The 13,669-nt window shown below is 67.0% G+C and carries 11 protein-coding genes; 9 read left to right on the top strand and 2 right to left on the bottom strand.

The features are described 5' to 3' along the window. The first annotated feature begins 64 nt into the window (after window positions 1-64). The 4 genes from QQK49_RS22100 to QQK49_RS22115 all read left to right on the top strand — a co-directional run bounded on the left by QQK49_RS22100 (window position 65) and on the right by QQK49_RS22115 (window position 4,155). Window positions 65-241, top strand: coding sequence for a hypothetical protein (locus QQK49_RS22100; RefSeq protein ID WP_284306015.1), 177 nt, complete (start codon window positions 65-67; stop codon window positions 239-241). Window positions 242-263: 22 nt separating this feature from the next. Then, window positions 264-797, top strand: a complete 534-nt coding sequence (locus QQK49_RS22105; RefSeq protein ID WP_284306016.1) for a hypothetical protein — start codon at window positions 264-266, stop codon at window positions 795-797. 11 nt (window positions 798-808) lie between these two features. Next, entirely contained in the window at window positions 809-3,445 is a 2,637-nt protein-coding gene (locus QQK49_RS22110) for an ATP-binding protein (protein ID WP_284306018.1), read from the top strand. A 185-nt stretch (window positions 3,446-3,630) separates the two neighbouring features. Beyond that, window positions 3,631-4,155 (top strand): hypothetical protein, encoded by a 525-nt coding sequence (locus QQK49_RS22115; protein ID WP_284306019.1) that lies wholly within the window; start codon window positions 3,631-3,633, stop codon window positions 4,153-4,155. 486 nt (window positions 4,156-4,641) lie between these two features. On the opposite strand, the gene QQK49_RS22120 is transcribed toward QQK49_RS22115, so the two are convergent. Together QQK49_RS22120 and QQK49_RS22125 are read right to left on the bottom strand one after the other, a co-directional pair. Further along, on the bottom strand, window positions 4,642-4,944 hold the full coding sequence (locus tag QQK49_RS22120; RefSeq protein WP_284306020.1) for a hypothetical protein: 303 nt from the start codon (window positions 4,942-4,944) through the stop codon (window positions 4,642-4,644). An 806-nt stretch (window positions 4,945-5,750) separates the two neighbouring features. Next, on the bottom strand, window positions 5,751-6,074 hold the full coding sequence (locus QQK49_RS22125) for a hypothetical protein (RefSeq protein WP_284306021.1): 324 nt from the start codon (window positions 6,072-6,074) through the stop codon (window positions 5,751-5,753). A 90-nt stretch (window positions 6,075-6,164) separates the two neighbouring features. Between QQK49_RS22125 and QQK49_RS22130 the strand changes: the two genes are divergently transcribed. From QQK49_RS22130 to QQK49_RS22150, 5 genes are all read left to right on the top strand, one after another. Then, entirely contained in the window at window positions 6,165-6,806 is a 642-nt protein-coding gene (locus tag QQK49_RS22130) for a hypothetical protein (protein ID WP_284306022.1), read from the top strand. Further along, entirely contained in the window at window positions 6,803-7,897 is a 1,095-nt protein-coding gene (locus tag QQK49_RS22135) for a C40 family peptidase (protein ID WP_284306023.1), read from the top strand. Before QQK49_RS22130 ends, QQK49_RS22135 begins: the two co-directional genes overlap by 4 nt. A gap of 82 nt (window positions 7,898-7,979) precedes the next feature. Then, window positions 7,980-8,213, top strand: a complete 234-nt coding sequence (locus tag QQK49_RS22140) for a hypothetical protein (RefSeq protein ID WP_284306024.1) — start codon at window positions 7,980-7,982, stop codon at window positions 8,211-8,213. Between the two features lie 1,936 nt (window positions 8,214-10,149). Then, on the top strand, window positions 10,150-10,860 hold the full coding sequence (locus QQK49_RS22145) for a hypothetical protein (protein ID WP_284306025.1): 711 nt from the start codon (window positions 10,150-10,152) through the stop codon (window positions 10,858-10,860). A 1,531-nt stretch (window positions 10,861-12,391) separates the two neighbouring features. Next, on the top strand, window positions 12,392-13,099 hold the full coding sequence (locus QQK49_RS22150) for a TraM recognition domain-containing protein (RefSeq protein WP_284306067.1): 708 nt from the start codon (window positions 12,392-12,394) through the stop codon (window positions 13,097-13,099). Window positions 13,100-13,669 lie beyond the last annotated feature (570 nt).

Genomic DNA, 13,669 nt, shown 5'->3' on the forward strand with positions numbered 1-13,669 from the left:
TAGTGACCTGGGCGACGGCTATCGGAGGGTCTTTCTTCGCAGTCATCGTCATCATGGTCGGGCTGTGGATGCTGGCGCGGCGAGCGTGGGGGAGCTGATCGGTTTCCTCATGCTCGCGGTGGTGGTCGCGGGCTTCATTTTCCTGCCAGACGAGACCAAGAACATCTTTATCTGGCTGTGGCGCCAGACCTTCGGCGGCGGCAACGCTGGGGCTGGCACCGGCGGTAGCGGCAGTGCGTGAGGGGCGGACGATCACCCGCAGCATGCGGATCGAGCCTCGGCAGCACGAGCTTTTCGGCGTCGATCTTGGTGAGGGCGTGCCCCGCGCCGCTCTGGGGTGGGGCGTCATGGTCTATCTGGCCTGGTGGGTCCTGCTGAGCGTGTTGCGGGTCCCCTGGATTCCTCCGCTGGTCGCGCTGTGGATGGTGCCGCCCTCGATCTTCGCGTGGCTGGGGTGGCAGGAAGGACGGTGCTCGCGCCGTCGTCGCGTCACCGATTGGATGCTGAGCTTGCGATGGATCGTGCGTGCTCATCAGCCAGTGATCGGGCTGGGGCGCAGGCAGCCGGATCGGGAGGAGTGCCTTCCGGTGCGGGAGCGGATTCGGTCTCGCACCGCTGGGTGGCAGGACGTGTTGCGGCCGGGTCAGGTCGCCACTCATCGCACGTACACGGGGCCCCGGCAGTCGATCGACATGAGGCAGGGACGCGCTGTCCTGCTGGCACCGCGGGTGCAGCTCATCGGGACTGAGGAAGCACGAGCACGGCTGGTGCGATCCCGGCAAGAACGACGGAAGTAGGGCGAGGTCATATGGGCACGTTCGGGTCTCTTTTCGGCCGGCGGACCGCCGCGGCGCCACCGCAGTATCGCGCCATCGCGCCGGGTGTCGTCGTGACCGACGACGCCGTGTGGGGCGTCTATTCGTTGCGCAGCACCAACAGCGACGTGAAGGGCGAGAGTTCTTTGGACCGTGAGCACGACGATGCCCTGTCGGCTTTCCGTGTGCTCACCGGCCGCGAGGCTCATCTCAAGGTCGTGTGGGGCCGGATCAGCGGTGATACCTACTTGGCTGGTCTGGACCTGCCCGCGGTCGACGTGCCCGGACGGCCGCGTGTGCGGGAGTGGGCCGAGACCCGTGCCGACAGCATCGACGAGCTGGACTTGCCCGAGCGGCAGGTGTTGTTGAGCGTCAAGCTGTTGTCCCGCAAGGGATACCGCGGCAGCGGTCGTTCGCTGGGGTTGACGGCTGGCACGGTGTCGTCGGCGGAAATGGCGGAGGCTTTGTCCTTGTCGGTGCAGCTGGGACGCCAGCTCGCGCACACGCTGTGGCGGGCGCAGGCCGCGAGCACGGAGACGATCGCGTGGTCTATCTCGCGTGAGATGCACCGTGGCGCCGAGATTCCGGCATCGGATCAGCTCAAGGGCGCGCAGCTTGCGCGCCTGGTGTCCGGGCGTGCCGAGCCGATGCCGGATCATCTGCGCATCGTCGATGCCCGTGGGGAGGTCGTGTCTTTCGTGCGCGTCCTGGCCTTGACCGACTTCCCCGAGGTGATGGTCACGCCCGGTCAGGAGTGGATCGCCTGCCTGAATGGTCTGACGACCGTGCCGTTGATGTTGGAGGGGTGGGAGGAGCCCGCCCCGGTTCACGTCCTGGCTGATGTCTCGATCCGCATTTCCGTTCTTCGAGGGCAGCAGGCCGTCAGCAAGGTCGGCAGCGTGCGTGTGTTGGCAAAGGAACAGCGCATCGAGGCCGGTAAGAGCAGCGCCGGTGAGCCCTCAGACCATGTTTTGACCGCCGAGGATGAGACGGCGCAGATGGAGATGGCGTTGCAGCGTCACCATGTGCAGCTCGACGAGGATCACCCGCGCATCATCATTTCGGCGTCGAGCATTGAGGAGCTGGAAGCCAAGTCCGCCGCCGTCGTTGCTTGCTACGACGCCATCGGGATCACGGCGTGGGTTGCTGAGGATGAGCAGCGCGATCTTTGGTTGGAACAGCTGATCGGCGACCGGGTGCGTGTCCCTGATTTGGGACACCACCGCGACACGCACGCTCTGGCGCAGTCGTGGTTTTGGGCCGGGTCGCAGGTGGGCTCGGCCGACCCGAGCGTGCCAGCCATCGGATTCACGACCGGCCTGACGGCGACGCTGGTCCGATTCCTGTGCACCGAGGCGACGGCAGCCGCGGATGCGCCCCTGACTCTCCTGACCGGACGCACACGCCGCGGTAAGACGGTGGCGATGATGTTGGCCGCGCTGGATGCGTGCTTGGCTCCGCAGAATCAGGCTTTGGAGCCATACGTGTTTCTGCCGGACGTGAAGGGCGACGGCAAGGGGCTCGTCGACGCGGCTCGACGTTTCGATGTTCCGGGCCGGGTGATCTCCGTTCTTGAGGCTCACGCTGGCGCGCTCGATGCTTTCGTGGCGACGGAGCCGGATTTCGCGCCCGATGCCGCCGCCGGACAGCTCGCCCTTCTGCTGCCGCACCGGATCGCCGCTGACCACGAGGACGTGATTCAGCAGGCCGTGGCCGGCGAGGTGGAGGCCCACCCCGACGATCCGCGGTCTTGGCGTGTGGTCGCGAGCATTCTCGAACGCGGAAAGCAGGACCCCCGATGGGATCGAGTCGGGAAGACGCTAGACGCGGTGACCCGCTCGGGGTACGGCCGCTTGATCGCCGGGCGCCCTAGCGGGGAGGGCGTGGAGTTGAGTCGTGAGGCCGGGATCACGGTGTTGGACCTGCCCCTGCCGCAGCTTCCCGAGGCTGGGAAGCCGGCGACCGACTGGACCGCGCCGCAGCGTGCGCAGGTCGCGGCCCTGCGCGGAATGCTGGCTTGGTGCTCCATGATGGCCGCGTCGATTCGGGAGCGGCGGCGGGTGAAGGTGCTGGCGATTCCCGAGGCTCACGTGCTTCTCGCGACAAGCGACGGGCGGGCCTGGTTGGAGCAGATGTGCCGCATGGCGGCGTTCATGGGGGTCTCGCTGTTGGCGGACTCTCAGGACGTCGAGGGCATCGCGGACGTCCCCGGCATCGTCGAGGGCCTGTCGAGCACGTTCGCGTTCGCGCAGCGCACCCAGCGGCAGCAACAGGAGCTCGTGCGTTTGATGCGCCTTGATTCGGACAGCGACGCCCCGCACGTCATCGCCACGTTGGACCGGGACGAGAGCGACCTCGACGGCAATAGCAAGCGGGGTGTGCGCCGCGGGCACTGTCTGGCGCAGGACAGGTGGGGCGACGTGGCCACGATGCAGTGGGTGTTGCCCTCGGCCGAAGTCCTTGCGCTGCTGGATACGTCCGGCGCGGCAGCGGCTGAGCGTGATGAGCGGTACCGCGCATCCATGCAGGACATGACAGAGGAGCACACCGTCGACAGCGACGTGCTGGACGTCGCCAGTGATTGGGAGCCGGTGCCGGTGAGTGCCGGCGACTTCGAGGAGAGGCCATGACGCACAACGACGACCACGAGCAGCCACACCTTCGCCTCGTGCCGGGTGACCACGGCTCCGATGAGATGCCGGAGAGCTGGGACGAACCGGAGATGCCGGCGGCGCATGATCAGGCGGGAGTGCGCCCCGCGCGGGTGCGCCGGTCGGGAATGCGGTGGCCGCAGTGGGGCCGACTCCGTTGGACCTTGACCGGGTTGCTCGTCGCGCTCGGTGTGTGGTGGGTCGCCGCGCACGCGGTGACCCCGGCGAGCTATCAGGCACCGCCGGCCGCTGCTCCCTCGGTGAGTCAGGCACCGCAGGTCACCACGGCGATCCAGACCGCCATCCGCTACGAGACTGCCATCCAGAGCGGTGACAAGACGGTTGCGTGTGGCTTGGAGCCCGATCCCGTTACGTGCGAACGAATCTACGGCTCGGCGCGAGTGGGGAACCGCCTCATCGAGCCAGTCTCGGTGGTACAGGCGACGCCGGTTGTTACCTTGCCGAACGGGGCGGGTGGGCAGACTCGCGGCGTCGGCATCCTCGTGCAGTGGCAGGCCGAGGGACAGAACCGTCTCCGGTCCGCCATCCTGGTCGACGACGCCACGGGCAAGGTCGTCAAGCGGGTCACGATCGGCTCGGGGAACGCCACGACGCCGCTCGAAACGCTCCTCGGGGGGCACTTCCGTGAGGCCGGCCCTTTTCGTTCGCCAGACAGCCGCGGCGGTTAGCCCGACAACCCCCGATGGTCTCGGCGGTCTGCTCACCCTGCCCTCCTTGGCCGGTGGCAGTGGCACGACCCTGCTGGAACAGGTGGGGTTGAACGCCTACATCGTGTCCTCGGACCTCGGTCTTACCGACGTCGTGGCTCAATCGGCCTACGTGCTTTATGAGCCCCTTCAAGAAATCGCGCTGATGCTGACCCGTCTCGCGGTGGCTCTGCCGTGGTGGGCGACCCGGCTGACCTCAGTCGAGGTCGCCGCACCGCTGGGAGCAGAGGTGAGTGCCATCTCCGGTGACCTCATGCTCTGGCTTTTCCCGACCGCCCTCATCCTCGGCGGGCTGGGCGTGCTGTGGTCGCACTTCACCGGGCGCGGTTACATGTCCCCGCTGATCGGACTCCTCGTGGGGGACTCCTCGCGGCGGGGTTCGCCATCGACGGTTCCCGACTCCTCGGCTCGCTCGATGATGGGCGCCAGCTCCTCTCATCCTCTGTTTCAAACCTGGGCACCACCGGGCAGGCGCAGCTTGACATGCCGTTCAAATTCGACGGCGGCGCCGTCACCGGCGGCACTCACCAAGAGCAGCTTGCGCGTCGCACGGGTGACGCGCAGTGGCGCGTCTTCGGCGTCACGCCCTGGTGCCAGACGCAGTTCGGGTCGCTTGAGGCATGCAAACGGTACGGCCCCGACTGGGTGAAGTTGAAGACCGACGACGAGCGCAAGCAATACATCGACAAGGTCATAAAGCCTTCTGAGGGTGGAGATGACGCCCCCACCGTGAGGTTCGTTCAGGGGCATGATCCTTCGGGTCGTATCGCCACGTCGCTCATAGCCGTGCTGATCGGTGGGGGCTTGTTCCTGGTGAACGCGTCCCTTGCCATCGGTTCTGTTCTGCCGTGGACGACGGCGTTGATCCTGCTGGTGTTCGGTGTGCTGTGGGCATGTCTGCTGATGGTGGGCGGATGGGCCGGACGAGTGGGCTCGGAAATCTTCTTGCTGATCGCGGGGCTGACGGTCCTGTCGGGGATCATTCTGGGCATCATCAGCGCCGCGCAGATCATCAACGGAGTCGTGATCGCGGCGACCGTCTCGGAGGGTTATCTCCCGGCCGCGGTTTTCGGTTTCGCCACACTCGCGGGAGCCCTGCGGGCCAAGACCTATTTGGAGCGGGTGCTGACCGGCGGTGGAGCATCGTCGGGTTGGGGACGCCTCGGGGCATATCTGGCGCTTCGGGGGCTCGGTAACACGGCCCGGTCCCTGGTTGGCTCCGGTCGAGGCCGTCAGCGTCAACGCAGCTCTCAAGGCCAGGACCAGGGCCGCGGCCGGGGCCGCGGGACGTACGAGGACGACCCGCCCAACGACGGCACCGGCGGCGGCGACGGTGATGCAGGTGGCGGCACCGGCGGTGGCCGACCCGGCATCGGAGGCGGGCCGCGTCGTGTCCTGGGTGGAGCACGACGCGACGCGACGCGGCCCGGTAGCCGGCCGAGTGCTCGTCGGCCTGGAACCAAGGGCGGCCCGACCCGCTCTGACGGCGATTCGGGACGACCTAGTGCCGCGCCAGGAGGCGCCCCGACGAGACGTCCAGGAGAATCACGACGCACTCAGCGAGAGGAGACGTCAGTCCCCGAGGACCTCGCGTACTTGGCAACACTGACCGGGACGGATGGACCGTTGTCTCCCAATCGCCGACGTGTCTGGGCCAACCCCAGCACCGGCGGCGAGACCCGAGGGACGCGGCGGTCCTCGTCCAGCGGTGGCGGGTCGTCCTCGTCGTCGTCGGCCGCGCCGAGTGCGCGGCGGTCCTCGTCCAGCGGTGGCGGGTCGTCCTCGTCGTCGTCGGCCGCGCCGAGTGCGCGGCGGTCCTCGTCCAGCGGTGGCGGGTCGTCCTCGAACCGAGCAGGAGCGCAGCCGGCGGGTGAGCGCACTCCTCGGCCGCGAGCACGCACCGGCTACAGCCAGCCCGCGCCGAGGCGGCGCCGCAGTGGTGGTCCTGAGAATCCGGGAGGTAACGAGCGATGAACTGGCGTGACTACGACGACGCCGAGCTGGATGCGGTTGTTCCTGACCATGCACCACCTCCCCCGCCTCCGGAGTCGGTCGAGAAGGCTCAGCGGTCGGGGGGCCGGTGGTGGCCGGTGGTGGCCGCGGTTCTCGCCGCGGCGGTCCTCCTTGGCGCTGTGCTCTGGTTCCGGGATCGTCCGGAAGCGCCGGCTACGCCGCCGGCGGCTGCAACGACGTCGCAGCCGACCGCGGCCCCTGCCCCGCCCGTTGACACCCCGGAGTCAACCGCACCCGCGCCCTCAGCGCCGCAAGATGCCGATGCAGCCTCGGTCCGTGCCGCGGAAGCGTTCGTGGCAGCGTGGCGAGCACCTGGGACACCGGAGGCGCGACGGGCAGGCTTGGTGAAGGTGACGACGCCGCGTCTGGCGACGACGCTGAGTGAGGTCGATCCGGCGACCTTGCCCGCGCCCGTCGGCGCATCGCACGTCGTGGCCCGCTCCGGGGCCACTTCGACGGTCAGTCTGGACCTCGACGACGCCTCGACGCTGATGCTCGGTCTTACCGACACGGCGGGCCGAGTCGTCGTCACCACCGTGGGCCGCACCGCAGCGGGTGCCCCGGCGCCGACACTTCCGACCGCGCAAGGGTCATCGTGACCAAGTGGCTCGGTGTTGTCGTCGTGGTGCTCATCGGTCTGCCGCTGGCCTTCCTGGCCTTGCTTTCGGGCCCGAACGTGAGTCAGCAGGCCGCAGCCGCGAATGACTGTGGCGCCCCGGAGACGGCCGTTCTGGGCACCTTCACGCCGGGCTCGATCGACGAGGCTCCGTTCGTGGGGACCGCGAGCAAGACCAAGGCCGAGGCCCGGTCGGTGGCCTCGACGATCATCGCCGTGGGTCAACAGCGCCGGATTCCCCCGCGTGGCTTGGTCATCGCGATTGCGACAGCGATGCAAGAGAGCCAGCTCCGCAACCTCGATCATGGTGACCGGGATTCCCTGGGGGCGTTCCAGCAGCGCCCCTCGCAGGGGTGGGGCAGCCCCGCTCAGCTTCAGAATCCGACCTGGGCGGCCGGGCAGTTCTATGACGCGTTGTTGCAGGTGCCGGATTGGCAGCAGATGCCGTTGACCCAGGCGGCGCAGGCAGTGCAGCGCAGTGGGTTTCCCGACGCCTATGCGCAGTGGGAGGCGTCGGCGCGGGTGATCGTGCAGGCGTACAGCGCGAGCACGAGCACGGCGGGCTCGGCGTCGACTGCGCCGGTGGCGCCCCTCGATCCGTCTGCACTCAACGCTGCCGCGGAGCAATGCCCCAACGGGGGCGCACCCAACAGCTTCGTCGGTCCTCTCGTGGGCGCCGACGTGGGCAGCAAGACCGTGAACGCCGGGTTGGCCGAGGTCGCCAAGGGCATCCCCTACAGCTGGGGCGGTGGTGGCCCATCCGGGCCGTCCCGCGGATTCGACGCCGGCGCGAGCACCGTTGGTTATGACTGCTCGTCGTTTGCTCAGATGGCGTGGTACCGCGGCAGCGGCGGCACAATCACTCTCCCGCGGACGGCCAAGCAGCAGCACGACGCGCTGCCGGCGGTCTCCTTGAGTCAGCTTCAACCCGGCGATCTGCTCTTCTTCGGACCGGGCGGCGGGCGTGTCACGCACGTCATGGTTTTCGTGGGGAACGGCGCGATCGCCGAAGCACCGCGCACGGGGCTGAGTCTGCGCACGCAAACCGGGTTCATCTCCGGGGGCGCCTGGTGAAGCCCTACTACTCCGCGAGGTTCGTCGGCGCGGCGCGTCCAACTTCCAGCTGAGCACCCGATTCATGCATTAGAGAGAGACCATGCCTCGACAGCCCAACTCCCAGCAGCAGCAGGCCCGCATCTTGCGTCAGTTCTATCTTGACCCCGCCGATGACGCCCTGCTCGACCAGCTCAAGGAAGCCCTGGGCGAGCGGCACATGGTGCGCGCCTTGCGCTACCTCCTGCGTCAGTACGTGCCAGCGGCAGTGGAGCAGATCGAGCGGGAGGGCCGTCTCGATGGGCAGCCGCAGGCCGACACCCTGCCGCATACATGAAACCCGGCGGCGTGTCGAAGCACCACGAGGCACCGGGAGGCAATAGGTTGAGGCCCGATCCCCCATAGGAAGGAGACCGGGCCTCAACAACGACAACGTCTTTGGATGACCTGGCTGGCGCCGATTGCTTGGCGGCCTGACGCGCTCAGCTGGTCAACAACGAAACACTGATCACTCGGGAGTCACGATAGCACCACAGGACCCCCGAGAGGGAGTCCTGCGCGCCTTTACGGGGCGCGGCGTGTCGCCGTTGGCGGATGCGTCGGCCGGCGCCTGTGAGGCCGTGACTACCCCTCTCGGAGAATCAGAGAAAGCATCTCCTCGTCCGCGGACGCGACGTCGGCGGCGGGCTCGCATTGGTGTGCCCCGTGGCAGTGTGGTGACCACGAATCCCGTCGAATGGCGGCGTCGAGTGCATGACTGGATCGAGGTCCAGTCTTTCCGCCGCGATCTACGTGCCACGATGGTTGAGCTGGTCAACCATGTGGCATATCAGTGGCGCATCGACGTGGGATGGTCCTCTCCCGGACACGACGTGCTCGCACAAAGAATGGCCCGGAGCACCCGCACGGTTTCGCGTGGCATTGCTCGACTCATCGCCGAGGGTTGGCTGATGGAGCTGGCGCCCGGCACGATTGAGTGGGATGCCGAAAGCGATTCTCCCGTCAATCTCAGGGCGGAATATGCGCTACTTGTCGAGGCGCCGCAACCCGTCCCGGCCGGGAATCAAGGCGATGGTTCTTGGCTCATGTCGAAGGTCCCTAGGACCCGCGCTGAGCGGCGTGCTGCCGCTGAGCGGATGCGGGCCGATGATCTGACGCTGCGTCAAATATCGACGCGCTGTCTGGCATCCACGCTGAGGCCCTGGTTCGCGGCGGGGTGGACCCCGAACGATATCCGTACCGCTATCGCCAAGACACCTTCCGGTGAGGCGTGGACTTTCACGACCACATGGAAATCGGTTGTCGGTTGTTTGCGGTGGAGGTTGAACCACTGGACCGATGAGGAAGGCAAGCCGTTGCCTCCGCTGTCTCGTCAGCGGGCTCAGGAGGTCCTGCGTCAGCGTGAGGAGAGCGAGAGGCGTCGCCGGGGAATGGAGCAAGCTCGATCGCGGGGCGAGTTCACCGCGCCGGGATCGCGCCCCGTCGAGGTCGAGGCGTTGCTCGAAGCGGCTCGTGCTCGGGTGCGCGCCCGCCGGCGGCTGGTGTCTTCTGTGGGGGAACGAAATGGCGACCCATCGGAGAGTTCTACTCTCCTTAGAGAGTCCTCTTCACGCGCGCGAGGCGATCGCCTCACGCTCGGCGCTCATCGCCGTGAGCGGCCCGGAGAAACGGGCCGGGATCGAGAGGCGACGAGCTGGCGAGCCAAGTTCGCAGCCGAAATCGAAGCCGGTCGCGGCGAGGCCGCGACGCGGCGACAAGCCGAGACACGGCAAGAACCCGGACGGCTCCGGGGTTTCACTCGGAGCCGCCTCGGGATACGATCGAGGCGTGTTCCAGACTTGCTCCCCACCTGTTCCTAGCCTATTCTTGCGGGAACTCCCTCCCCCCACCCTGACCAGCGTAAACGCCTCGCTCCCCAGGACACCACCCACCGCCATCGTCCCTCAGTCAGTGGGTGGTGTCCTGGGGAGCGAGCAGAGTGGTCAGGGTGGGGGGAGGAGTTTGGTTGTGGTGAAGGTTAGGAACAGGTGGGGAGTAGGTTCAATGGTTAAGTCAAGGTTTGGTTGTGGTCAAGGTTGAAGAAGGTTGTGGTTGGGGTAGGTGGTCAGATTCAGGTTAAAGCGGGTAGTTGGGGGTGGAGGGTGGTTGTAAGTTTAGGTGGAGTTGGGGTAGTGGTTGCGTTAGGTGATTAGGTGCGGGTTAGAGCGGGGTGGTCGGGTAGTTGAGGCCGGTTTTTGGTGGGTCGGTTTGTTTTGGGTTGTGTGTAGGTTGGAGTGAAGGTTGAGGAGGTGATTGGTGTGCGGTTGACGAGTCGTGATGTTGAGTGGTTGGCGTGGATGTCTCGGTGGCGGGCGGTGACGGCGTATCAGGTTGTGGCGTGGTTTGATCCAGATTCGGCGACGTTGGTGAAGCAGGTGGAGCGGTCGTGTCGTCGGTTTAGGGAGCTGGGCTTGGTGGAGTCGGCGAAGTTGCTGGGTGATCGGCCGATGACGCATAGCGTGACCCGTGAGGGGTTGCGGGTCGTGGAGATTGAGCACGCGGGTCGACGGCCTGTGGTGGGGACGTTGCATCACGATCTGGCGGTGGTGGATTGTGCGACGTGGTTGCATCACCGACGTAGCATCGGGTCCTTTATGACGGAGGTCGAGATTCGCGCTATTGACCCGCCGCGTGCGGAGTTTCCTGAGTTCGCGTTGCGTGCAGCGCCGGGGGCAGGTCGCGCGATTCTTTATCCCGATCTGGTGACGGTGCATGAGCAGGGGTTGCTTGCGCATGAGGTGGAGTTGGCCCGCAAGGACCGGACTCGGGCTGTTGCTCTGATGGAGACATACGCTCTCAGCTCGCGGTATCTGCGGGTCGCGTACTACGGTGCGCCCGGCGTGCGCAAGGGTTTGGAGGAGGCCGCGGAGAAGGCGAACAAGGTCGTCGCGGGTAGTGGGCCGAAGGTGTTTGTGCGCGGGTGGGAATGGGAGGAAAGGCCTTGAGGGAGGCGTCGGCAGTTGCCGGTCCCCGGGTGCCGTGGATTGGTGGTCCAGGTGCTCAGCGGCCCGTTTCCGAGGGCGAGGCGCTGGTTCGAGCGGCAGTGTGGGGAATTGCTCTGCTGAATCCCGTCACTGCCGTTCTGACCTTTGTCGGGGTTTTGGTGGTTTCTCGTCAAGCCGTTATGGAGCGGGTGCGTGGATGGTGGGTGACGCTCGCGGGGCTGGTGTTGTTGCCGCTGCTGTTCGGTCTCGGGGCGGGTCGTATCTACGTTTCGCCGTGGCGGGAGATGGCGGCGGTTGTCGCTCGCGGTGGGCTGATGTTGCGTGATGGCGGGGCGGTTCGTGTTCTGGGTGGTCTGGTCCAGGAGCGGTGGTTGCTGTGGCTGTGGGGGCAAATCCCGCTTGGGATCGGCATGGCGCTGGTGATCTGCGGGCTGGTGCTGTCTCGGCGGCGTCGTTTCCGGCCGACGTGGAGGGTGCATCGTCCTGACTACTCGACGCATCTGACGGGGACGAAGGCGGCGAAGGCGCACGAGCGGGCGAAGAAGATCGCGGCGTCGCCCCCTGCGTCCACCACTGACGCTGCGCGCGAGCAGGACGACGAGCAAGGCTCGTCGTCGCTCGTGGCTCGGTTGGCGGCGCGGGTGCGCCGCACCCAGGGCGCCTCGCGCCCTGGGGAGGCGGGGACGTGGACAGACAGCGCGGCTCTGTTCGGGATCGACGAGGCCGGGGAGCCGGTGCTGTGGCGCGGTTCATGGTTCCTCTCGCACGTCGTCGTGACCGGCCCTACCGGCCTGGGTAAGACGACGACGCTGCTGCGGTTGTTGTGGATCGCGTTGCTCGGTCTGCGAGGGGCTCGCATCGGGGTTGTCCTGATCGACCTCAAGGGGTCCAAGGCTTTCGCTCGGAGTGTGAAGTGGCTGGCCGCACTCGCCGATCGTCGCTGCGCCGTGGTGTCACTGTCGGGGCCGAGCGCGCACGTGAACCCGCTGCGGCACGGTTCCTCCCAAGAGGTCACTTCCCGGTTGATGGAAGCCCTGGCGACGATGAAAGACGGTGGATTCTCCGACCCCTACCACCGCTCGAACGGGCTGAATTGGTTGCGGATGAGTCTGCAAGCTTTGGACCAGCTCATCGAGCGCGGTCTCGCCCGCAAGGACGGCACGCAGTGGAAGCGGACCCTCGGGGACCTGCTGCTGCTCATGGAGGTGGAGGAGCTGGCGCGCATCCGTCCTCAGCTCGTCGACCCGGTGAAGGCCAAGGTCGGGAAGCGGGTCGCACGGGCCGCTAAGGACCGTGATTACAGGTCCTCTGTCGGCGGGATGATCGCCCGCATCGAGACTTTGGCCGAGAGCGAGGCGGGACGACTGAGCGTGGAGGACGAGCACACCGTCGACATTGACACCTTCGTGCGTGAGGCAGGGGTGCTGGTGTTCAGCCTGGACGCGCAGGTCGACGCCGATTCAGCTCGGGCGCTGTCCACGCTGGTCGTGAAAGACCTCACCCGCCTATTCGCCCAGCTCGATGACGAGGAATGGCCGGACCGGACCGGGGGCGGACCCTGCTCATGCTGGATGAATTCGGCGCCATCGGCGGCGAGACGTTGCGTGACTGCTTCGAGCGATCGCGCAGCGGAGGTGGCTGCACGATCCTGTCGGCGCAGACCGACGCAGCGTTCTCGGCCGTCAGCGACGAGTTCGCCGAGTCGGTCTGGGACAACGCGGGCATCCACATTCTGCACCGGCAGCGTGGAAGCGCCTCCGCACGCGCCGAGCACATCGGCACCGAGGCGAGCTGGCAGGAGACGATTCAGGTCACCGAGGACAGCGACATTTTCGGCTCGGTCGCACCCGGCACCGGCGTGGGCTCCCTACGGCGCGTCGAGGAGTTCATCGTCCACCCCAAGGAGCTGCGCAAGCTCGGCACCGGGCAAGTCATCCTGGTCGAGCCCGAGGGCGTGCACCGCGTGGCCGTGACGAAGATCGACGACCTGCCGGGCGAGGACTCACCCGAGGCACCCAGCGGGGAGAGCAACACCCCGGACGAGGACGCCCCGGACACGAGCGAGCAGGCAGCCCCGCAGGCGCCGAGTTTCGCGGAGCTGTTCGCCGCTCCCCCGCTGCAACCACGGGTCGAGGCACCCAAGGCATCCACCACTGCGCAGGCCAGTGAGGAGGAGTCGACCGGGGACGAGGACGAAGAATGGATCGAGACGCCAGAAGGCGAACGCATCGTCTTCTGAGGACTCACCGCCGGCGCGTGGATGGGTTGCGGCCGTAGGGCTGCGTCGGGGCACGGCGGCAGCGTGGCCGTCTGGGCACCCAATGCACCCGCCTAACACCCCGACGCACAGCGTCGTTCTCGACGGTTGATCGCTGGTCAGTGAGAACGGCGTCGAGGTCGCTCCCGAACCGCACCGTGCTAGGTGAGCACCGTGCGATCGGGGGCACGTTGGTCTGCCGAAGGTGCAGCAAGAGAGCCCATTCCCTCGGGCCGTACGCGACAAGGAGCGGGACGAGAGCACCCCTGGCGACTCACCGTCGCCGGCGGTTGGGGAAAAGCGGCTCAGGAGGAGGGAGGTGGGGCCTCGGGCTGAGGTTGTCGACCCCCCAGGGCTCACGGATCGCGGGGGTCGAGTCCCGAAACCGTGCCAGGGCAGGCAGAACCGCACGGCACGCGAGGAGAGAGGTTAAGGCGGCTCTAGCCCTCGGGGCGTCGTCTCGGGCTGATGCTCGCGACGGGGTGATGAGACGCCCAAGAATCTCGAGATTTCATCGAAACAAACACACCAAACCATTGCCCTATCTGCCTT

Origin of the sequence: Mobilicoccus caccae (assembly GCF_030161635.1) — a bacterium.
Classification (GTDB): Bacteria; Actinomycetota; Actinomycetes; order Actinomycetales; family Dermatophilaceae; genus Mobilicoccus; species Mobilicoccus caccae.

Bases quoted from the DNA above. Each gene is read 5' to 3' on its own strand.
- QQK49_RS22105 (WP_284306016.1), top strand. From the start codon at position 264: ATGCGGATCGAGCCTCGGCAGCACGAGCTTTTCGGCGTCGATCTTGGT.
- QQK49_RS22110 (WP_284306018.1), top strand. From the start codon at position 809: ATGGGCACGTTCGGGTCTCTTTTCGGCCGGCGGACCGCCGCGGCGCCA.
- QQK49_RS22120 (WP_284306020.1), bottom strand. From the start codon at position 4,944: ATGCCCCTGAACGAACCTCACGGTGGGGGCGTCATCTCCACCCTCAGA.
- QQK49_RS22130 (WP_284306022.1), top strand. From the start codon at position 6,165: ATGAACTGGCGTGACTACGACGACGCCGAGCTGGATGCGGTTGTTCCT.
- QQK49_RS22140 (WP_284306024.1), top strand. From the start codon at position 7,980: ATGCCTCGACAGCCCAACTCCCAGCAGCAGCAGGCCCGCATCTTGCGT.
- QQK49_RS22150 (WP_284306067.1), top strand. From the start codon at position 12,392: ATGGCCGGACCGGACCGGGGGCGGACCCTGCTCATGCTGGATGAATTC.